Genomic DNA, 20,753 nt, shown 5'->3' on the forward strand with positions numbered 1-20,753 from the left:
ATGATTAGGCATGACAAATGTTAAACTGACTACCCAGGAATACTGGGAATCAAACAGGCAGGCAATCGAATTTAAACGACAAGAGGCTGGCCACGGCATTGACCAATTTATAAAAACTTATATACCTGCAACAGTAACAGGTTCAGCAATAGAAATCGGGAGTTTCCCCGGTCCCCATCTTGCGACTTTAGGAGACCTTGGATATGAACTAAATGGAATAGATTTTTGTTCCGACAACGCTACCGGATTACCTAAGTGGCTGCAAAATGAAGGGTTTAAAACAGGCGATTTTTGGGTTGCCGATTTTTTTGAGTTTGCAACCCAGAGGCAATTTGATGTAGTGAGTTCATTTGGTTTTATCGAACACTTTACAAATTATAACGAAGTAATTGCCAGACATGCTGCACTAGTAAAAAAGGGAGGCTACCTTGTTATTACAACTCCCAACTTCAGAGGAAGTATACAGTTGTTTTTACATCGGAATTTTGACAAGGACAATCTTGCATTGCATAATATTAAAAGTATGCGGCCAGATCTCTGGGCAAGGCAATTAAAAGAGTTGGGTTTTGAAATAGTTTATAAAGGTTATTTCGGAGGGTTTTGGTTTTGGCGAGGGGATGAGAAACTACCTTTCATAAAAGAAAAACTGCTTTGGCTTGTTGTGCGAATTATTCCACGTTTACGCAGGGTAATAAAATTTGAATCTGCGGCACTTTCGGCTTACTGTGGAGTGGTTGCAAAAAAGTTATAAACTGATGAAGCAAACGGCACATGCAGGAGCAGGAAATTTGACATGAATTATGCAACCAGGATCCATGCCCTTTTTTACAGTTGTTACCATTACTTATAATTCTTCATTATGGGTGAGGGAGGCAATTGAAAGCGTATTAGCTTCATCGTTTGTTGATTTTGAATACCTGATTGCTGATGACTGCTCAACCGATGAAAGCTGGGAAATTATTTCCACGTATACTGACCCACGGATTGTTGCCTGGAAAAACGAAGTAAATCTTGGGGAATATCCAAACCGTAATTCGGTTTTGGAGAGAGCAAGTGGGAAATATATTCTATTTGTAGATGGTGATGATGCTATGTATCATCACACTTTGCGAAATGTATGGGAATATCTTCGTTATTACCCAACGGCCGTGTCCGTATGGGGAGCGTACGTTAAAGAATTGTCTTTTGTTTCATTACCACAACTGTTACCCAGACCTGAAATTATTAACTGGACTTATTTAGCGAATGTGACGCCTGCGCTTAATGGTTTAGCGGAAACTGTTTTCCAAACTGAAGCACTAAAAAAGATCGGGGGATTCCCTTCAAGGTTCATTAGTGGCGATGTATATGCCAAAAAACGGATAGCGTTGGAAGGCGATATTTTGTTGATCCCGATGGGACTTGTGTACTGGCGAAAATCAGCTACCCAGGCCTCGTCGAAACTAAGAAATTCACTTGCCGGATTTGAGAATAATGTTTTGATCGACAATGCCATCATTGAAATGTTGAAGAAAAAATCAACAACAGTAGATATTGTGCAAATAGAAAAGAATGTAAGAATCAGAAATATTAAACTTTTAGTGAAGCATACTATCCTTCAGTTCCGGATTGGTTCTTTTTTCCGGTTATTCAGAGAACTTGAATTTCAACTAGTGGATCTGCTCTATTTATTTCAACAAGGCGACTATTCATACAAACAAACGATACAGGACAGGTTCCCGTTATCAACGTTTCATTTAAAGAACCAGTAATGCGAATTGTTTTTTGTATCAATTATTTTTTGCCTTACCAAGTAGCAGGTACGGAAGTGTATACATTTCAACTGGCGAAATATTTTCAATCAAAGGGCTACATAACAGTTGTGGTATTTCCTAACAGAAATGGCAGCGTGCCGTCTTATTACGAGGTAGAAGGATTGCCAGTTTATACTTATGAAGAAACTGATGTGAACGATAAAGCCCTGATGCGGGGGGAACGACCGCCTGCCGGGCTTCCAAATTTCAGTAAGCTGATCCAACAACTGCAGCCTGATATTGTGCATTTCCAGGAACTTGAAGCCAGCACCAGTATTGGTCTTTATCACGTGAAAGAGGTGGCCCGTTTAGGCTACCGTTCGGTTTTTACTCTTCACCTTTCACACTATACGTGCTTTACCGGTACTTTAATGGAATCGCTTGAAAGAAGTTGTGATGGAGTAATTGATGAGTCGAAATGTACCCACTGTTCATTTCGGACAAAAGGTTTGTCCCCCACTTTTTCCCGTTTGCTCGGAACGGGTGCACGAGTATTAAAATCTTTCCGGATCAATACGGGTAGCGTTAGTCATTCTATGGCAACCGCACTGAGTATGCCCTTTCTTATTGAACAGAAAAAAGTAAACCTGATTACGTTAAGTAAACTCGTTTCGAAACTAGTAGTCATCACGGACTGGTATAAGCGTGTTATGGTGCTCAACCATGTTCCGGAAGAAAGTATAAAGGTTATTAAACAAGGCTTGCCTCATAAAATTGAGGTAGGTATTCCTGAATTGGAGATGCCTGCAAGTCCGTTACGATTGGTTTTTATTGGCAGGATAAGTCAGTTCAAAGGAGTTCATCTTTTACTTGATGCATTGAGCGGACTACCAGCAGACAAAATTATCCTTGACATTTACGGTTCTTCCAATGACGACGATTATACTGAAGCTTGTAAGAAAAAAACTCTTTCAATGAAACATGTGAAATGGAAAGGGACGCTTCAAAAAGAAGAGGTATTGCGTGAGTTGCGAAATTACCATGCGTTGTGTTTGCCATCAACCTTTTCGGAGATGTCGCCGCTTGTTATCCAGGAAGCTTTTGCTGCCGGTATACCAGTAATTGCCAGCAATGTATATGGCAATGCTGAACAGGTCACACATGGGGTAAACGGTCTTTTGTTTCGGTTTAATGACTCTGCATCGTTGCGGGAGCAATTACTTCATTGTATTAACAATCCTGAACTAGTAATGAGATTAAAAAAAGCTGTTCCCTTGCCCAGATCATTTGATGAGGTGGGTGCTGCTTATTATGCTTTATATAAAGAACTGCTTGCATTGAATGCGTGATATGACATTGCTCATTTATTTTCTGCGCTAAACTCAATCGAAAGAGATCCTTACAACAATTTTACCCATTAACCCACATCTGACGGCTACCCGTCGCTAATCGAAAAAGTTATACTATGCGAATCTTACTAGTAATGGACCCCGGTATACTGGTTCCACCCAAAGGCTATGGTGGACATGAACGACTGGTATATATGTTTGCCAAAGAATACGCAAGACTTGGTCATGAAGTGCATCTGCTAGTAACAGAAGGATCGGAAGTGGAAGGATGCACCGTTCATTCATTTGGCAAAGAAGGGTTCCCTCCCACAAAATGGGATGCCCGGATAGCCATTCCAACAGCATGGAAATTTTTATGGAAACACCGGAATCAATATGATTTGCTTCACAACTTTGGACGTTTGGCCTATTTACTACCCATTCTCAATCATCCCATCAAAAAAATCATGACCTATGGAAGGGAGATCAGCAGCCGGAATATTCGACTGATGAATAAACTGCCAAACAAAAATATTGTTTACACCGGATGCAGCAAGGACCTCATCAGTCGTGTTGCTGCAGGAGGAAGATGGGAAACTGTATATAATGCTATTGAGTTTGAAAAATATACGGTACGGGAGAAGGTTGCTCCCGATGCTCCGTTGATGTTTCTTGGACGACTGGAAAAAATCAAAGGTGCACATACGGCTATTAAAGTTGCAAAAGCGACAGGACACAACCTGATTCTGGCTGGCAATGTTTCACCATTAGCTGATGAGCGAGCTTATTTTGAACAAGAGATCAAACCGTTGATTGATGATGTGCAGATCAAGTATGTTGGGGCAGTGAATGATGAACAGAAAAATTTTTATCTCGGTCAGGCAAAAGCATTGCTGTTTCCAATTGAATGGAACGAACCATTTGGAATGGTGATGACAGAGGCGATGGCTTGCGGTACGCCGGTGATCGGTTTCAGCAAAGGTTCGGTACCTGAAGTTGTTGACAGCAATACAGGTAAGGTGGTTACAAACGAGGCCGAGATGATTGCAGCCATCGCAGAGATTTCTTCTATCAACCGCAATGAATGCAGACGCATTGCACAGAGCAAGTTTGACGTGCCTGTTGTGGCTAATCATTATTTATCACTTTTTAATAAGTAACCCTTTCATGCAATTCATTAAAAAAATGATTCCGTCCGGATACAAACGGAATATTAAGGAACAACTTGGTGTTCCTTCTTTGCACTGGAGTTTAAAGAATTTAAAACTTCTTGGGTTTACCCCTTCGTTTGTTGTAGATATTGGTGCGTATGAGGGTTACTGGACAAGAGATTTCCTGGAAGTATATCCTGATGCAAAGATCTTAATGCTGGAAGCACAATCAGCAAAGCTGGAAAAACTAAAGCGGGTTTGCAATGATTTCAGCAATGCACAATATCATATAGCGTTACTTTCGCCGGAAGACGGGAAGGAATTTTCGTTTATTGAAAGTGAAACAGCAAGTCATGTTACCGATGAAATAGTTGAAGGCGCAAAAAAACTCAGAGGAGAAGCATTGGATCAGATACTCGAACGTAAACAATTGCCTTTTCCTGATTTTTTAAAATTGGATGTTCAGGGCTTTGAACTGGAAGTATTAAAAGGTGCAGCTAAGAGTCTTGCACATACACAGTTTTGTATACTCGAAGTTTCTTTGCTGGATCTTGATGGCACTCCAATGATGCTGGAAGTGATGAACTATATGGACAGCAAAGGTTTCCAGGCATATGATATTTGTCAGTTCATGCGCCGTCCGTTAGATAAAGCACTGTACCAGATCGATCTGTTGTTTATTAAAAAGGATTCAAACCTGATCGCCTCAAAAAGATGGATGTAATCAGGGAAACTTTACTGGAAACCATCCGCAAAACGGTCTTTAAATTCCAGGATGGAAAGAAAGGACGATGGTATGCCCAAACCAACGAATACGAATCGAAGGAAGTTGATTGTAATGATTTTCTTTTTTCAGAGATTATGAAAGGAGATCCCTTGATGATCTCGAGGTTGGGAACATCAGAACTGCATACAATATTAAATTCCCTTGCAAGAGAGCAAAGCTTAGTACTTAAGTATAAGCATTATTTCAGAGGCTCTTATCCTGAATTTTGGGTAGGGAATTATGTAAAAGAAGACATTGCTCAGAACAGTGGGTTCTTTCCTACTGATGATCAAAGTTTAGAAAAATTTGTTAGACTCTATTTAAAAGCATTGCCCAACATTGATATTCTGTTGTCATGGCTTACCGGCGAAAAGATACTGGAAGAAAAAGGTTATCTGAAACAAAGCAGAAAGAATCTGTTTATCTATGGATGCGAGCCTTACTTCAGTGAAAAACCATGGACAAAAGCATTGACAGGGAAAAAAGTACTAGTCATCCATCCTTTTGAAGACAGCATCAGGGATCAGTATCAGAAAAGAGAATTGCTTTTTGGAAAAGAAATAATGCCTGCATTTGAACTCATAACATTGAAAGCAGTACAAAGTATAAAAGGGAATCATTCTGGCTATCAGTCATGGTTTGAAGCATTGGAAAAAATGCAGGAACAAATTAATGCAGTTGATTTTGACATAGCGTTAATCGCTGCAGGATCTTATGGTCTGCCATTAGCAGCACATGTTAAAAGTTTAGATAAACAGGGAATTCATCTCGGTGGTTTTCTGCAATTGTTTTTTGGAATAAGAGGAAAACGATGGGAGCTGAGCCCGCATCATAGTCTATTGGTGAATGAGCATTGGAAATTCCCCTATGAACATGAATATCCTTCCAATTATCAAAAACTTGATCACGGTTCTTATTGGTGATAACGTAGGGTACAGGATAGAAAATTGTATAAGATTTAAAAACGAATATGTACTCCTGATATAATATGAAACAGATAGCTCTTTTTTTATCGAATGAAATTTATTTTGATGAAACCAAAAAAGAAGGTGGCGTAAGACTTTGTACACAAGAGTACAGATCCTTGATACAGGAATTATTTGAGGTCGTTGATTTTCCTGTTCGTTATCACCTCAATTTATGGTACCGGATAAAAGTGAAACTGGCAGCAAATGCATACAATGATTATTTACCGGAGACTTATCGTACTGCATTAAAAGAAGTAATCAGTAAACATAAGATCAAATATGTGTTTATCAATTTGTCGAATGCTGCTGTTTTTGCGCCTGTTATCAAACAGCTTTTTGGAAAAGAAGTAAAAGTAATTATATGCTCACATGGAAATGAATCGGGAGATTTTTTGCATGAGGTGACCCGTCACCGTCATGGAGTTCCTTTTCACCAGGAATTACTCTCATCTGTTACGCTTGGTAAAATGTTGAAGAAAGAAGCGATTCTGAGACAGGAATATATTGATGCAGTATTAACCGTTTCGCCTGTTGAAGAAGAAATTGAAAACTGGATCGGAGCAAAAAAAGTGATGATGGTGCCAAGAACAATCAAAAAAGAATTTCTTGACCTGCATCCCGTACCGGCAAGGTTTGGATTTATGGGTGATCTGAGTCACCGCCCTAATTTTTTTGGTATTGATGAGGTATGTAAAGCAATTGCAGGATTGTCTCATGATACAATCGACATACGATTGGTGGGAGCACCTCAATCTGCAGGTGAGCAATTAGCAGCCAATTATCCTTTCGTTACTTACCTCGGTTACCTAGACCGGGAAGAATTATTACATGAGGTCGCCGGATGGTCTTATTTTTTGAACCCTGTTTTTTATTATTCACGAGGAGTAAGTACCAAGTTAGCAAAAGCATGGAGCTGGGGTTTGCCTGTTATTACTACAACAATAGGTTGCAGAGGTTATCAATGGTTGAATGGTAACCCGGTTTTTGCAAATACAGCAATTGAAATGGCCAAAGCCATGATAAACTATTCAACAACAACGGCGCAAATAAACGAGTCAGCAAAGCAAACTCAACTAATTGTTGAATCAGCGCCATCAATAAAAAAAATCAGCGGAGATCTTGGTCATTTACTTCAATCACTGTCCTGATCAATCATGACTATCAACAAGCGCATCAAATACATCACTAAGCATATCAATAAAATTGGTTTGTTTTCGACACTGAGTTATTTCATTCAGCGATTAGCGAAAACAAAAGGGTCCGTCATTGCAGTAAAGATCAAAGGACTGAGATATCCTGTTTACCTGAGAAGTAAAACATACGACAGCAATATATTTTACCAGATTTTTATTGATGAGGAATTAGAGATCAGTTACAATGGCACAATCAAAACCATACTTGATCTTGGCGGTAATATCGGCCTGTCAACTTTATTTTTTCTCCGCAAATTTCCGCAGGCAGAAATTATTACAGTTGAACCTGCATCCAATAACTTTAATTTACTTACGAAGAATACAGAACGTTATTCAAATGTAAAACGCCTGCATGCAGGAGTTTACAGCAAAGATTGTACATTATATCTTGTTGATATTGGAAAAGGCGAAGCGTCTTATAGAGTCGTAGAGGATGCTGGAACCTGTCTTGTTATGGATACAATTAACTGTATGAGCATTGACAGCATCCGTAAAAAATTTCAACTACAACATATTGATCTGTTGAAAATGGATATTGAGGGATCAGAAGAAGCCTGTGTTATAAATGCGCCGATCGACTGGCTGTTTGATACTACTTATTTTATGGTTGAAATTCATGATTCATTGAAAGCAGGGCTTACATCTGCAATCAAAGCAACTATTCCTCCTGCGTTTCAATTTTCACAGCATGGGGAGTACAGCATTTTTCATGCTGCAAACAGCCAGATGAAGGCTGTATAAATTAATTATACAGTGAAAGGCATCCTTATTATTTCGCCCGATTACCCCTTTTAATTTAGCGGGTGTAGATCGTAACAGCATTGATCTTGACGAGATTTAGACGTCTATTTACTTATTTGCATAAGTTTTGACAATAAAAAAAGATTTTTAAATCAATCAAAAAAGAGTAAACTTTTTTTGTTTTCCAAGCCAATTCGATCGGCTTTTTAAATGTTCGGCTAGTTTTTTAAATGTGTATTAAGTTGACATAATGGATAAGAGAATCGTACTTGTTTCATCAGTACAACCAACTGCTAACCCAAGGCTAGTAAAAGAGGCAGTGTTACTTAGAGCTTCAGGTTATGCTGTTACAGTTGTCTATTGTCCTATGTCGCCATGGGCAGATAAATTTGATACTGAATTGTTTGCCAAACATCCTGGAATCAAATGGGTGCGTGCCGGGTATCATCCGATTAAACAAAAGGGCTTATATCAGTGGGCAAGGTTAAGACGCAAACTATACCATTTGATATTTTTCGTTGCTGGAAATAGATTTGATGCAGCCGTCCGTTCGTTTGCGTTTTATAGTCAGGAGCTAACTCACGCAACCGTTTCGCAAAAAGCTGATTTATATATTGGTCATAATCTCGGAGCTTTGCCATCGGTTGTAAAAGCTGCTCATGCAAATGCAGCAAAAGCAGCATTTGATTTCGAAGACTTTCATCGGGGAGAAGGACTAACTAATTCAATGCATTGGAAAAAAGTTAAGGCTACGGAAGATAAGTATATCCCAAGTTTAATTCATGCTACTACAGCTTCGCCTTTGATCACCGAAACTTACAGGAAAATTTATACCACGATCCACTTTTCAACTATTAATAATTGCTTTCCCAGATCATATGGAAAAGAACAGGTTCCAGATTTGCCTGTAAAGCCTTTAAAATTATTTTGGTTTTCACAATTTGTAGGTCCTAACAGGGGACTTGAAACCGTTATTGCTGCAATTGGCAGAACCAATAATCCCTATATTATCTTAAGCTTACTTGGGAACTGTAATGAGGAGCGAAAGCAATATTTGCTCAGGCACGCAAAAGAAAGCGGGCTTGCAATAGAGCAAATACAATTTTTAACAGCTGTTCGTGAAGATGAAATTGTTAAGATTGCAGCACAACATCATATTGGGCTAGCGGCTGAGGTTCCACATATATTGAACCGGGAAATCTGTTTAACCAATAAATTATTCATGTATTTGCTGGCAGGCAATGCGGTGATTTTTTCAAATACACAAGCTCAATCCAGTTTACTCGCTACTTATCCTGAAATTGGCAGCATATACGAGCAAGGTGACATAGATGGTTTGGCAAGTGTTTTAGAGAATTATGTTTCAGACGAAGCTTTGCTGCAAAAACAACGTTTGGCATCTCTACAACTTGGAAAAGAAAAATTGAATTGGGATATTGAGAGTAAATTTTTGATACAGCACGTGCGTAATTGTTTAGCAGATAATACAAGCCAGCCTTCATGATCTTTTACAGTTACAAACAAAGTACAATTTATAAAACAACTAGCTTGAGAGATGCCTGATCACGAAAATTTCAACCAGTTATTTGAACACATATTCGTGATTACGATTGAGCGAAACCGTGCACGCAGGCCATTGATCGATGAGCAACTTAAACAATTCCGATTTACTTATTTTGAAGGTGTAGACGCCGGTAAAGATACTTCGGATTTAACTGATCTTAGGGATCGGTTTTCATGTCTAGTACGGATAAACAGAAATCTCACCAGTAAATGGAGTAGTGGACAAACGGGCTGCTGGCTGTCGCATCTTACGCTGCTTAAGAAAATTGTGGATGAAAAATTAGATCGTGTAGTTGTATTAGAAGATGATATTGTTCTTAAAGAGGATAGATATAATGAAAGCTTCAGATCGTTACGGTCAGTTGACTGGAATAGTATTGATATTCTATACTTAGGTTATACAGGAGTGTGTGCAGTAAATCAAAAAATTAAAAATCACGTACTACGTAATTTGTACCGAATATATTATTGTGTCCGGTATCATCGACGAACGCCTAAATTTTTCTTAGTACGAAAAACATTCAGACATACTTTAAAATGTTTTTCTAAAGCAATTAACCGGGATTTTGATTCGGCAGGGTATTTTTATGGCACTCATGCATATGTTGTTACTTATCAAGGAGCAAAGAAAATTTTAGAATTGTACAAAGAAATTAAAATTCCTGTTGATATGTCATATGCTGAAGCTGTTGTTTCCGGGAGATTACGAGGCATTGCGCTCAACAGGCAACTTTTTTTTCAAAATAAGGAACTCCCAAGTTCTATCATTTAACAGGTACACGAGTTATTTTCTAGACATAAGAAGCAATTAACTGACAAACGAACAAAAGTGAAAAAAATTCTCATAATATCACCTCATTACCCGCCTTCAAATCTGGCAGCTGTGCATCGAAGCCGTTTATTTGCGCAACATTTGCCAACGTTTGGCTGGGAGCCAGTGATCCTTACCGTAGATGAAGAATATTACGAAGAAGCATTGGATTGGAACCTTCATAAACTTTTGCCCCGAGATCAACGGGTTGAAAAAGTAAAAGCATTTCGTATTACAAAGCCAAGATTGATTGGTGATATTGGTTTGCGGGCTTTCATTCAACTCCGGAGAAAAGCATTGCACCTTGTGCAAAACGAGCAGATTGATTTTGTATACATCCCTATTCCTTCGTTTTATATTTCATTGATTGGCCCTTATCTGAACCGGAAAACCGGAGTGCAGTACGGGATCGATTATATTGATCCGTGGGTTCATCAATTTCCGGGATCAGATAAAACGTTTTCACGGCATTGGTGGAGTACCCGCCTTGCAAAATGGCTGGAACCAAAAGCGGTGAAGCATGCAGTATTGATCACTGGTGTGGCCGAAGGTTACTACACGGCTGTACTGGAACGCAACCCTCAATTAAGAGAAAGCTGTGTAGTTGGAGCCATGCCTTATGGCGGTGAAGCATCAGATCATGAAGGATTAAAAGCGTTACTACTGCAGCCTTACCTGTTTCAAAAAAATCGGAAATTTCAATTGGTATATGCGGGTGCAATGCTTCCAAAAGCCTATGCGCCACTTGAAGCTATTTTTCAATCGATTGCAAGCAATAACGAACAGTTTCGTGAAGTGGAGTTTCATTTTATTGGAACAGGAAAAACAACACATGATGAGTCAGGTCACAATATTAAACCATTGGCAGAAAAATATGGGCTGTGGCAGACGGTTGTGTTTGAATACCCCAAAAGGATTCCGTATCTCGATGTATTGATTCACCTCGATGCGACCGATGCTGTATTTATATTGGGGAGCACAGAGCCGCATTACACACCTTCCAAAACCTATCAGGGAGTTTTAAGCAAAAAGCCCATTCTTGCCATATTACATCAACAAAGTACGGCTGTTGATATTGTACGATCAGCTAATGCAGGGAAAGTATTAGCGTTTAATGGTGAACAAGGAGTGGCTGAGATCAACAATCAATTCAATCAGTTATTCAAAGATTTCCTGGCTTTCAGTAGGAGCTATCTGCCAGAACAGGTTAATACGACCGTATTTAATCAGTATTCAGCAAAAGAAGTAACCAGAAAACTTGCTGCGCTTTTAGAAGAGGCAGTAAAATGATTTATATGAAAAACTTAAAGCAAATCATTCGATTTATTGCCAACCATCCGTTGGCGGGCAAGCATAAATTAAAAGCATTTTACCGTTTTATCTCCTGGCAGCTTTCCCAGTTTCTTTTTCGACATGAGAGAATTGTTCCATTTGTAGGGGATACAAAATTGCTGGCAAAAAAAGGATTAACGGGAGCTACCGGAAATATTTATACCGGGCTTGAAGAATTTTCAGATATGGGATTTCTCTTGCATTTTCTGCGAAAGGAGGATTTGTTCGCTGACATTGGTGCCAATGTTGGGAGTTACAGTATTTTGGCAAGCGGTTATGCAGGGGCAAGATCAATTTCTTATGAGCCGGTTCCTTCTACATTTTCCTGGTTAAAAAAGAATATTCAACTGAATGACCTCAATGATTTAATTACAGAAGAGAACATCGCAATCGGGAGTAAAAAAACGGAAGTTTATTTTAGCACTACTCAAGGCACCGTTAATCATGTGCTATCCGAAAGTGAAATAAATCAACAACTTGACCGGGTAGCTGTTCAAGTTTATTCTTTTGATGAAATAATTTCCGGAGGGAAGGCTCCGCAATTAATCAAAATTGATGTTGAAGGATTTGAAACGGAAGTGATAAAAGGGATGAAACAGACATTGCAGCTCGCTGATGTGAAAGCTATTATTATTGAACTAAATGGATCGGGAGGGAGATATGGCTTTGACGAATCCTTGATTCATCAAAATTTAGTTGATTTCCGGTTTCTTCCATATCATTATGATCCCTATACAAGACAATTAAAAAGGTTGGAAAATTATGGCTCTACCAACACAATTTATATAAGAGACCTGGAATTTGTAACGCAACGTGTACAGTCTGCAAAAAAAGTAAACGTTTTTTCAGAAGAATTTTAAAACAAACAGATTGAGGTTAACTGTAAATTTTTTCAAAAAGTGGTTTTGTATGAGCGTGTATATTTTAATTTGCGGTAATGCTGACTGACCCGGTCATGGGTTCACTTCCTGAATTTTCCGATCGAGCAAAACTAAAGTAAGCGACTTTTATCTGTTATTACATTTATCCATGCATTGGTAGTTAACACTACAAACTGTTCATTAGCCATAGAGAAAACAGTATTAATGACTCAATTTGCAATTGTAATTCCTTTTCGTCCAAAAATCGAATCAGCCGATTGGAAAGGAGATATTGTATTGCTCCACAGGACTATTGAATCTGTGTTGCAGCAAACTTATCCGCATTTCAGCATATATGTTATTTACACCGATGCGCCAGAAAACAGACTATATGATCCACGTGTAAAGTATGTTGAATTTCCATATGGATACCAGCCATTGAAAGAGATGAAGAACAGACAAGAATTGGTAGAAAAATTCAAATCTGAAAAGAAAACGGTACGGCGTTGGGACAAAGCCCGGAAGCTTTGTTATGGTTCCAAGCTAGCTAAACAAGACCGATGCAATTATATAATGGCTTTGGATTCTGATGATCTTCTTTCAAAACATTTTCTCGCTTATCTGAATGAAACTTCCAATAACAATAAGTGTAAGGGCTGGTATTTAGATAAAGGTTATCTATATAAACAAGGATCGAACTTTTTAATAAGAGTACCCAAGCATATGTGTGGTTTAAACGGCTCTACTCATATGCTTCACGCAGATTTAGTGGAGATACCAGATTTTCATTCTCTAGAATGGAACGACTATAACTTGTTTACGGACCATGGATGGATAAGAGGTCGGGTAAAAAAATATTATCAGGCGGAGTTACAGCCGGTTCCCGATCCAATGCTGGTATACGTGGTACATAGATCGAATATGTCCAAAGTAAACCATAAAGAATTTGGCTTTCATTTTAAGGCCATCGTAAAGCGGATTATCAGAGGGATTCCACTGACCGAAAAATTGCGAGAAGAATTTAACCTTTCAATTTTTCGGGAAGTGTAAAATTACTTTATGAAAAAACTGGCTATTATCACTACACATCCCATTCAATACAATTCTCCATTGTTCCGATTGCTCTCTGAACGAAAGAGAATAGAGATAAAAGTTTTTTATACATGGGGGCAATCAAAGGGAGAGGTGTTTGATGTAAGGTTTGGTTTGAAAAGAAGTTGGGATGTGCCATTACTTGAGGGATATACTTCTGAATTTGTACGAAATACATCTTGCCGCCCTGATTCAAATCACTTTTGGGGAGTTTTAAATCCTGGCTTGTATAAACAAATCATTAGAGAGGGTTACGATGCGGTGTTAATTTATCGTTGGAGTTTGTTTAGTCATTTTTATCTCATGCAACGACTAGGTAAGAACCCTGCATTATTTTTCCGGGGAGATTCGCATCTTTTACAAACATCCAACGGAGTTAAGCAATATCTTAAATGTTTGTTTTTAAAGTTTGTATACAGAAACGTAGATGGAGCTTTTGTGGTAGGTGCTCTCAATAAAGCATATATGCAGGCAAATGGATTAGAGGAAAAAAAGTTATTCTATGCTCCACATGCGGTAGATAACGAAAGGTTTACAAATGAAGCCATTGCGATGGAAGAACGGGCAATGAAAGAGCGTGATCATGCGGGGATTCCAAGCGATGCTGTTGTGTTTCTTTACGCAGGTAAATTTTATGCGTTAAAACAGTTAGAATTCTTAGTACGTACTTTCCAACAATTGGTGGGTGAGCAGTATCGATTGTTACTAGTTGGTAATGGTGACGAGGAAACGATGTTGAAAAACTTAGCAGGAACTGATAAACGAATCCTTTTTCAATCATTTCGTAATCAGTCTGAGATGCCCTGGGTGTATAGAATTGGAGATATATTTGTTTTGCCCAGTAAGAGCGAAACATGGGGTCTTGGTGTGAATGAGGCAATGGCTTGTGCACGTGCTGCCATTGTGAGCGATCAATGCGGGTGTGCTCCAGACCTGATAAAAGAAAACGAAAATGGGTTTGTTTTCCAATCAGGGAATAAAACAGACCTGCTGCGCTGTCTCAAGGCTGTTCCAGATAAAACAGTGGCACACAAAATGGGGAAAAAGGCCTTCGAAACTATTAAAGATTTTTCGTTGGATAGAATAGCTCAGACAATTGAAGACAAAATACTATCAAATAAGTGAGAAATGATTTTTTGAAACATGCAAAAGCTAGCAATAATTACTTCCCATCCAATTCAATATAATGCACCTTTGTTCAGGCTATTGACAACGAGGAAGCGGATTGGTGTAAAAGTTTTTTATACCTGGGGGCAAACTGAACATGGGGATGTATATGATCCTGATTTTAAAAAGGCATTTAAATGGGATATTCCCTTACTTGATGGATATGATAAAGAATTTGTGGAGAATATTTCCGATAATCCTGGTGCGGGGCACTATAAAGGGATTCAGAACAGCGATCTTATTGAGAGGATAGATTTTTATAAACCTGATGCGTTATTGGTTTTTGGCTGGAGTTTTCAAAGCCATTTGCAGATACTACGTCATTATAAAGGGAAAACCCAAATCCTTTTTCGTGGTGACTCAACTTTGCTTGACGAAAAGCCCGGGTTTTCGATCAAAAAAGTAATGCGTCGTTTGTTTCTCCGTTGGGTATATAAGCATGTCGATATTGCTTTGTTTACGGGGACAGCAAACAAAGCCTATTATCTGCAACATGGATTGAAGGAACATCAATTGCGCTATGCCCCCCACGCTGTGGATAATGATCGATTCTATGATGTTAACGGCTTGTACGAAGAACAGGGAAACAAATGGAGACAAGAGCTTGGTATTTCATGTGATGAGGTTGTTTTTTTATTTGCAGGAAAGTTTGAACCTAAAAAAGATCCTGTTACATTACTGGAAGCCTTTCTGTCGGTCAATGCAAAGAATACCCGCCTTGTTTTAGTAGGCAACGGGGTATTAGAGCCGGTATTGAAAACACTGGCCGCAAGTAGTGAGCGTGTTATTTTTCTTGATTTTCAAAATCAACAACTGATGCCTGTGGTTTACCGTTTAGCAAATGTGTTTGTTCTGCCCTCAAAAGGTCCTGGTGAAACGTGGGGGTTAAGTGTAAATGAGGCAATGGCTTGTGGTCTCCCTGTAATGGTAAGTAACAGATGCGGTTGCGCAGATGATCTTGTTTACGAAAACGGATTTATAATCAAGGCGGGCAAAAAGGAAGAAATCGCACAAATCATCCGGGAGTTATCAGTGAATTCACAGATTCTTGAACAAATGAGTTCAGAAAGTTTAAAGCGTATAATAAAATTTACATTTGTTTCAATTGCTGAGGCAATCGAAATCGCAGTCAGTTTGAAAAAATCACAGGTCTTTAAATATAATAATAATGAATCTATTGAAGCGTGACCGTCCCTTTTTCCAACTTTTACCATTATTCAGGGGTAAGTTAAGGGCAAGTCGTTTTTTTTACCATGGGAAGGAAAGCCTTAGCAAACCATGTTCATTCAAGATTAAAAATGATTTAGAAATTGCAGTGCCAAGCCTTATTGACAGTATTGGGTATGAGCTTTTTATTAATGGTATTTATGAGCATAAAACGATCGATTTCCTTCACAAACATATCCCTAAGGGTGGTGTTTTTGTTGATGTGGGTGCAAATATTGGTGCCATTTCAGTTTTAATTGCAAAGAGGCGACCGGATATAACGATTTATGCTTTTGAAGCATCTCCCTTTATCTTTTCATTTTTAGACGAGAATATTCAAAATAATCGGCTGAAAAATGTTTTTGCATTCAATCATGCTGTTCATGATGAAGATGGCAAAGAGATGAATTTTTATGCACCTGAAGATGAATTTGGGAAAGGGTCATTTTCTCAAACATATAGTAATAAGGCTGAGCTAGTGAGTACTGTGCGACTTGATACTTTTTTTGACAGTCATGCCATTCTGCCGGATATTATCAAGGTTGATGTGCAAGGTTATGAATTTTTTGTATTTAACGGCATGTCAGGATATATTGAACAAAAAAAGAAAAAACCAATTATTCTTTTTGAATTCGAGGGGTGGGCTGAGTCAATTGCCATGGGGAAAGAAAATATCGGCAAGGCGAAAGATTGTCTTCAGTCATATGGGTATCGGTTTGTGCCAGTTGGTTCATCTCTTAAACATGTTCCAGATGGAATTGATTTTAACAACAGTGAGTTAGTAGCTTTGCCTGTTTAGTTTTATTATTAGGAAGATGATTTCAAGAGTATTTATATTTTTAATTTCTTTAGCAGCTGCAATAGTGACTTTTACATGGGAGCTTACTATGTATGAAGTAGCGAGTGTGTTCCTGTTTTTTTATTTTCTCCTGAGTTTAATAGATTCAATTGGCAAATCGTATGACCTATTAACAGTACCAATTCTTCTTTTGATATTCGAGTGTCTAATTATGCCATCTGTTGTTTATAATGTATATAACGACGACTCACTTATCGCTGCATTGCGCTATAATATGGCTGTGCCTAAAGAAGATTATTTTTCTTTTGTTTTTCCCGGAACAGTTGCAATGATACTAGGCATGCGAATTCCACTTTTAACAAGAGAATCACAGACTGCAAAAATTCGTAAAGCTGTCAACGCATGTCGAGAATATCTAAGGGGGAAAGGTAATCTAGGGATTTTGCTAATTATTATTGGAAGCGTCTCGGGTATACTTGAAGTTTTTACTCCCAGTGAGTTGAAGTATGTTTTGTACCTTTTTGGTAGACTCATCATAGTTGGGGTTTTTTATATTTTCTACTCCGATTTTAAGGATCGTAAATTATATGTGATCGGCGCAATTCTTTTCATTTTTGCGCAATCACTGGCGGCCGGGATGTTTGGTGATCTTGTTTATACTTTTTTGCTTGGCGGTATGCTGATTGCGTTAGGTATCAAAATAAAGGGTTACCAAAAATATCTTTTTGCAACAGTCGGATTTGTTTTAATTCTTCTGATACAAAGTGTGAAGTCGGACTACAGGGCGGTTACATGGACCGGAGAGGAAGATCAACAAAATACAAAAGCATTTTTAACACTTATTGCTGATCGATTGGCTACGCCAAGTCGATTCTTTGACTTAGATATGATGTTTCCAATAGTTAACAGATTTAACCAAGGGATGATTGTTGCAAAAGTTATTGATTACGTTCCAAGGTTTGCACCTTTTGCCGATGGGGAAACTATTTATGGTTCAATTGCTTCAACTTTTGTTCCCAGGATATTATGGCCAAATAAGCCTATGGCCGGAGGCCATTATAATATGCGTCGTTTTACAGGATTTGAAATAGTGGGTTATAGTATGAATACTGGGGTTATTGGTGAAGCGTACGGAAATTTTGGCCGAAATGGCGGCATTTTTTTTATGTTTCTTTACGGACTTTTCTTTAATGTTATCTTTTATATTATCGTAACTAAAAGCAACCAAACACCTACCTTAATTCTTTGGATACCTTTTATATATTTAAATGCAATCCAGGCTGAGTCCGATACCCTCATGACTATTAATTCAACCATTAAGAATATTCTTTTTCTTTGGTTCTGTTACTGGGCGGCAGATCGATTCTTACGATTGAAATTGTGATTGAATGAGATTCAAGCAGAAGGTTTATGGGCAAACGAGCGAGACCGATAAACAGCGATTAAAGTAGTAACCGAGCAGTCTTAAAAGAAATTGTCTTTTGAAGCAACGCATCCTCATTTTTTACGACCATTTTTATCCATCTTACAAAGCTGGCGGCCCCACACAATCACTGGTTAATCTTGTAAGGGAGCTGTATGAAGTATATGATTTTTACGTGGTATGCAAACCTCATGAAATGGGTGATGTTGGTTTGCTGAATGGTATTACAGCTGATCATTGGAATGAATGGGAAGGAAGAGCAAAAGTGTTTTACTGGCATTACAGTTGGTCAACAAAAAATACACTGCAAAAACTGATAAAGGATATATCGCCAGATGCAGTTTATGTGAATGGATTGTATTCGCTTTATTTTAATTTCTTGCCCCTTTATTATGCAAAACAATTAAAAAGTGAACTTGGGCAACTTACTATTGTTCTTTCAGCAAGAGGTATGTTGCATCCGGGGGCTCTGTCGCAAAAAGCCATCAAGAAAAAAATTTACCTCCTGTTATTTCGATTGTTAGGTATCCCGGAAATGGTGACATGGCATGCAACAGATGATAATGAGCGAAATTTTATAAAACTGACAATGGGTGATAAGATGCGTATAACTGTTGCTGCAAATTTTCCAAATCTTCAGCCAATCAGTGCACGGCCGCATAAACAACCCGGTAAGTTGTTGTTGGGTACTATTGCTTTGATCAGTCCAATGAAGAATCATCTCGAAGTTTTGCGGTCATTGACAAAGGCGAAAGGATCTATTGAATGGCATATTTTCGGTCCTGTGAAAGATGATACATATTGGAAAAATTGTGAAGCAATGATTCAACAATTACCTTCTAATATTAAAGTGATTTATCATGGCGAACTTCCACCTCATTTACTTACAAAGGCAATGGAGCAATTTCAGGTATTCATCATGCCGAGCAAGAGTGAGAATTTCGGACATGCCATCGTTGAAGCATTGAGTGCAGGTAAGCCCGTAATAACAACCACTACCACACCTTTTGCTGATCTTGAAGTGTTTGGTTGTGGCTTTGCTATAACGCCAGAAAAATTGTCTGAAGGTTTGCAGGAAGCAATTGGTAAGTTTGCCGCCATGGATGAAAGCGAATTCAACAATGTTGCAGCGTCAACTCAAAAATATATAGATCAGAAGATCGAGAAATCAAGTTTGAAAAAAGCGTATTATTCTCTTTTCAATAACAGGGCACATCTGTAATGAATACTCGTCTGGATAAATATGATAACAGCTGGTATAATCCAGGTCGATCGGGAGTCGTTCGATCTATTTGGTTTTTTATGAGTGTGTTATTTGTTCAATGCAGTTGGAATCCTTTGTCATCAATACGGATATTTTTATTGCGTTTGTTTGGTGCAAAAATTGGAAATGGTGTTACCATTAAACCAGGTGTATATATCAAATATCCATGGTTATTATCAGTCGGCAATTCAGTTTGGATCGGTGAGAATGTTTGGATAGATAATCTTGCACAAGTTACAATAGCAGATCATGTTTGTATTTCGCAAGGAGCCTACCTCTTGACCGGCAATCATGATTATACCAAATCGACTTTTGATTTGATGGTGAAACCGATTGATCTGAAAGAGGGAGTTTGGATCGGGGCGAAATCAATTGTATGCCCCGGTGTTACATGTCAATCTCATTCTGTTTTATCAGTTGGTTCAGTTGCACGTTCTGAATTGGCACCCTATAAAATTTACAGCGGTAATCCTGCAGTAGAAGTAAAAGACAGGATCATACACACTTCATGAAAGTCTCCATCATCACAGTAGTTTACAACCGGGCTTCAACAATTGAACGGGCCATCCGTTCGGTGCTCAATCAATCATACAAGAACATTGAGTATGTGATTGTGGATGGAAAATCGAGTGATGGAACAATGGCTGTGGTTGATCAATATAGAGACCGGATTGCAACTGTTATTTGTGAGAAGGATCATGGTATGTATGATGCGCTGAATAAAGGGATCAAAGCAGCAACAGGTGATATTGTTGGCATTCTTCATGCAGATGATGAGTTTACCAATGAAACGATTATTCAGCAGATCGTTGAAAAATTTCAGAGTAACTCAGTGATCGATGCGATCTATGGTGATGTCGGATTTGTGCAACCGGGACAGGAACATAAAATTGTCCGCTATTATTCTTCAGCTATTTTCAAAACCAACCTGTTCAAATTTGGTTTTATGCCGGCGCATCCAACGTTCTTCTGTTACCGCCGCTTTTTTGAACAATTTGGTTACTACCGTACTGATTTGGAAATTGCAGCCGATTTTGATCTGCTCTTACGCTTTTTAAGAAAGCACCAATTATTTACAGTTTATATTCCTGAAATGCTGGTGCGGATGAATATGGGAGGCAAGAGTACAAACGGCATCAGCAGTACCATCAAGATCAATAAAGAATTGAAGCAGATTCTTTCGGAACATAAATTGCCATCGAGTTACATAAGGCTGTACTCCAGGTATTTTATCAAGGTGAGTGAGTTTTTGAGAACGAAGAAAGCTAAGAGTTAAAAGATGGAAGGGAGGAAAAGAGGGTGATTAGGTGTTGGGAATTGGGGATTTGGAATTGGTAGTTAGGAATGGGGGGATCT

Annotated in this window: 20 protein-coding genes; all 20 read left to right on the forward strand. The window is 38.6% G+C overall.

Annotated elements, in window-relative coordinates; translation table 11 throughout:
- The first annotated feature begins 10 nt into the window (after positions 1-10).
- The 20 genes from WG954_RS07475 to WG954_RS07570 all read left to right on the forward strand — a co-directional run bounded on the left by WG954_RS07475 (position 11) and on the right by WG954_RS07570 (position 20,673).
- Positions 11-751 (forward strand): class I SAM-dependent methyltransferase, encoded by a 741-nt coding sequence (locus WG954_RS07475; protein WP_340435093.1) that lies wholly within the window; start codon positions 11-13, stop codon positions 749-751.
- A gap of 64 nt (positions 752-815) precedes the next feature.
- Positions 816-1,751 carry a glycosyltransferase family 2 protein gene (locus WG954_RS07480; RefSeq protein WP_340435094.1) on the forward strand — a complete coding sequence of 312 codons (936 nt, stop codon included), beginning with the start codon at positions 816-818 and terminating at the stop codon, positions 1,749-1,751.
- Entirely contained in the window at positions 1,751-3,082 is a 1,332-nt protein-coding gene (locus tag WG954_RS07485; RefSeq protein ID WP_340435096.1) for a glycosyltransferase, read from the forward strand. The genes WG954_RS07480 and WG954_RS07485 overlap by 1 nt, the downstream gene beginning before the upstream one ends.
- Before the next feature lie 116 nt (positions 3,083-3,198).
- Complete coding sequence (locus WG954_RS07490; RefSeq protein ID WP_340435097.1) at positions 3,199-4,221, forward strand: glycosyltransferase; 1,023 nt, start codon at positions 3,199-3,201, stop codon at positions 4,219-4,221.
- Positions 4,222-4,246: 25 nt separating this feature from the next.
- Positions 4,247-4,936 (forward strand): FkbM family methyltransferase, encoded by a 690-nt coding sequence (locus WG954_RS07495; RefSeq protein WP_340435099.1) that lies wholly within the window; start codon positions 4,247-4,249, stop codon positions 4,934-4,936.
- On the forward strand, positions 4,927-5,901 hold the full coding sequence (locus WG954_RS07500) for a hypothetical protein (RefSeq protein WP_340435100.1): 975 nt from the start codon (positions 4,927-4,929) through the stop codon (positions 5,899-5,901). The genes WG954_RS07495 and WG954_RS07500 overlap by 10 nt, the downstream gene beginning before the upstream one ends.
- Before the next feature lie 65 nt (positions 5,902-5,966).
- On the forward strand, positions 5,967-7,094 hold the full coding sequence (locus WG954_RS07505) for a glycosyltransferase (protein WP_340435101.1): 1,128 nt from the start codon (positions 5,967-5,969) through the stop codon (positions 7,092-7,094).
- Positions 7,095-7,100: 6 nt separating this feature from the next.
- Positions 7,101-7,880, forward strand: a complete 780-nt coding sequence (locus WG954_RS07510; protein ID WP_340435103.1) for an FkbM family methyltransferase — start codon at positions 7,101-7,103, stop codon at positions 7,878-7,880.
- 250 nt (positions 7,881-8,130) lie between these two features.
- Positions 8,131-9,384: a glycosyltransferase family protein gene (locus tag WG954_RS07515; RefSeq protein ID WP_340435104.1), complete on the forward strand. Its 1,254-nt coding sequence runs from the start codon at positions 8,131-8,133 to the stop codon at positions 9,382-9,384.
- A 51-nt stretch (positions 9,385-9,435) separates the two neighbouring features.
- Positions 9,436-10,215, forward strand: a complete 780-nt coding sequence (locus tag WG954_RS07520; protein ID WP_340435106.1) for a glycosyltransferase family 25 protein — start codon at positions 9,436-9,438, stop codon at positions 10,213-10,215.
- A 57-nt stretch (positions 10,216-10,272) separates the two neighbouring features.
- On the forward strand, positions 10,273-11,544 hold the full coding sequence (locus WG954_RS07525; RefSeq protein WP_340435108.1) for a glycosyltransferase family protein: 1,272 nt from the start codon (positions 10,273-10,275) through the stop codon (positions 11,542-11,544).
- A gap of 5 nt (positions 11,545-11,549) precedes the next feature.
- On the forward strand, positions 11,550-12,446 hold the full coding sequence (locus WG954_RS07530) for an FkbM family methyltransferase (protein WP_340435110.1): 897 nt from the start codon (positions 11,550-11,552) through the stop codon (positions 12,444-12,446).
- 225 nt (positions 12,447-12,671) lie between these two features.
- Positions 12,672-13,496 carry a glycosyltransferase family protein gene (locus tag WG954_RS07535; RefSeq protein WP_340435112.1) on the forward strand — a complete coding sequence of 275 codons (825 nt, stop codon included), beginning with the start codon at positions 12,672-12,674 and terminating at the stop codon, positions 13,494-13,496.
- 9 nt (positions 13,497-13,505) lie between these two features.
- Entirely contained in the window at positions 13,506-14,663 is a 1,158-nt protein-coding gene (locus WG954_RS07540; RefSeq protein ID WP_340435114.1) for a glycosyltransferase family 4 protein, read from the forward strand.
- Between the two features lie 219 nt (positions 14,664-14,882).
- Positions 14,883-15,893, forward strand: a complete 1,011-nt coding sequence (locus tag WG954_RS07545) for a glycosyltransferase family 4 protein (RefSeq protein ID WP_340435116.1) — start codon at positions 14,883-14,885, stop codon at positions 15,891-15,893.
- Positions 15,874-16,710, forward strand: a complete 837-nt coding sequence (locus tag WG954_RS07550) for an FkbM family methyltransferase (protein WP_340435118.1) — start codon at positions 15,874-15,876, stop codon at positions 16,708-16,710. Before WG954_RS07545 ends, WG954_RS07550 begins: the two co-directional genes overlap by 20 nt.
- A gap of 16 nt (positions 16,711-16,726) precedes the next feature.
- On the forward strand, positions 16,727-18,094 hold the full coding sequence (locus tag WG954_RS07555; RefSeq protein WP_340435120.1) for a hypothetical protein: 1,368 nt from the start codon (positions 16,727-16,729) through the stop codon (positions 18,092-18,094).
- Positions 18,095-18,191: 97 nt separating this feature from the next.
- The gene (locus tag WG954_RS07560) at positions 18,192-19,355 is read left to right on the forward strand and encodes a glycosyltransferase family 4 protein (RefSeq protein WP_340435122.1); all 1,164 of its coding nucleotides are present in this window, start codon (positions 18,192-18,194) and stop codon (positions 19,353-19,355) included.
- Positions 19,355-19,909, forward strand: coding sequence for a WcaF family extracellular polysaccharide biosynthesis acetyltransferase (locus tag WG954_RS07565; RefSeq protein WP_340435125.1), 555 nt, complete (start codon positions 19,355-19,357; stop codon positions 19,907-19,909). Before WG954_RS07560 ends, WG954_RS07565 begins: the two co-directional genes overlap by 1 nt.
- Positions 19,906-20,673, forward strand: coding sequence for a glycosyltransferase family 2 protein (locus tag WG954_RS07570; protein ID WP_340435127.1), 768 nt, complete (start codon positions 19,906-19,908; stop codon positions 20,671-20,673). The genes WG954_RS07565 and WG954_RS07570 overlap by 4 nt, the downstream gene beginning before the upstream one ends.
- Positions 20,674-20,753 lie beyond the last annotated feature (80 nt).

Source organism: Lacibacter sp. H375 (assembly GCF_037892425.1).
GTDB lineage: Bacteria > Bacteroidota > Bacteroidia > Chitinophagales > Chitinophagaceae > Lacibacter.

Excerpts from the sequence above, each read along its gene's own strand:
- WG954_RS07475 (WP_340435093.1), top strand. The coding sequence starts at position 11 with ATGACAAATGTTAAACTGACTACCCAGGAATACTGGGAATCAAACAGG.
- WG954_RS07480 (WP_340435094.1), top strand. The coding sequence starts at position 816 with ATGCCCTTTTTTACAGTTGTTACCATTACTTATAATTCTTCATTATGG.
- WG954_RS07485 (WP_340435096.1), top strand. The coding sequence starts at position 1,751 with ATGCGAATTGTTTTTTGTATCAATTATTTTTTGCCTTACCAAGTAGCA.
- WG954_RS07490 (WP_340435097.1), top strand. The coding sequence starts at position 3,199 with ATGCGAATCTTACTAGTAATGGACCCCGGTATACTGGTTCCACCCAAA.
- WG954_RS07495 (WP_340435099.1), top strand. The coding sequence starts at position 4,247 with ATGATTCCGTCCGGATACAAACGGAATATTAAGGAACAACTTGGTGTT.
- WG954_RS07500 (WP_340435100.1), top strand. The coding sequence starts at position 4,927 with ATGGATGTAATCAGGGAAACTTTACTGGAAACCATCCGCAAAACGGTC.
- WG954_RS07505 (WP_340435101.1), top strand. The coding sequence starts at position 5,967 with ATGAAACAGATAGCTCTTTTTTTATCGAATGAAATTTATTTTGATGAA.
- WG954_RS07510 (WP_340435103.1), top strand. The coding sequence starts at position 7,101 with ATGACTATCAACAAGCGCATCAAATACATCACTAAGCATATCAATAAA.
- WG954_RS07515 (WP_340435104.1), top strand. The coding sequence starts at position 8,131 with ATGGATAAGAGAATCGTACTTGTTTCATCAGTACAACCAACTGCTAAC.
- WG954_RS07520 (WP_340435106.1), top strand. The coding sequence starts at position 9,436 with ATGCCTGATCACGAAAATTTCAACCAGTTATTTGAACACATATTCGTG.
- WG954_RS07530 (WP_340435110.1), top strand. The coding sequence starts at position 11,550 with ATGAAAAACTTAAAGCAAATCATTCGATTTATTGCCAACCATCCGTTG.
- WG954_RS07535 (WP_340435112.1), top strand. The coding sequence starts at position 12,672 with ATGACTCAATTTGCAATTGTAATTCCTTTTCGTCCAAAAATCGAATCA.
- WG954_RS07540 (WP_340435114.1), top strand. The coding sequence starts at position 13,506 with ATGAAAAAACTGGCTATTATCACTACACATCCCATTCAATACAATTCT.
- WG954_RS07550 (WP_340435118.1), top strand. The coding sequence starts at position 15,874 with ATGAATCTATTGAAGCGTGACCGTCCCTTTTTCCAACTTTTACCATTA.
- WG954_RS07555 (WP_340435120.1), top strand. The coding sequence starts at position 16,727 with ATGATTTCAAGAGTATTTATATTTTTAATTTCTTTAGCAGCTGCAATA.
- WG954_RS07565 (WP_340435125.1), top strand. The coding sequence starts at position 19,355 with ATGAATACTCGTCTGGATAAATATGATAACAGCTGGTATAATCCAGGT.
- WG954_RS07570 (WP_340435127.1), top strand. The coding sequence starts at position 19,906 with ATGAAAGTCTCCATCATCACAGTAGTTTACAACCGGGCTTCAACAATT.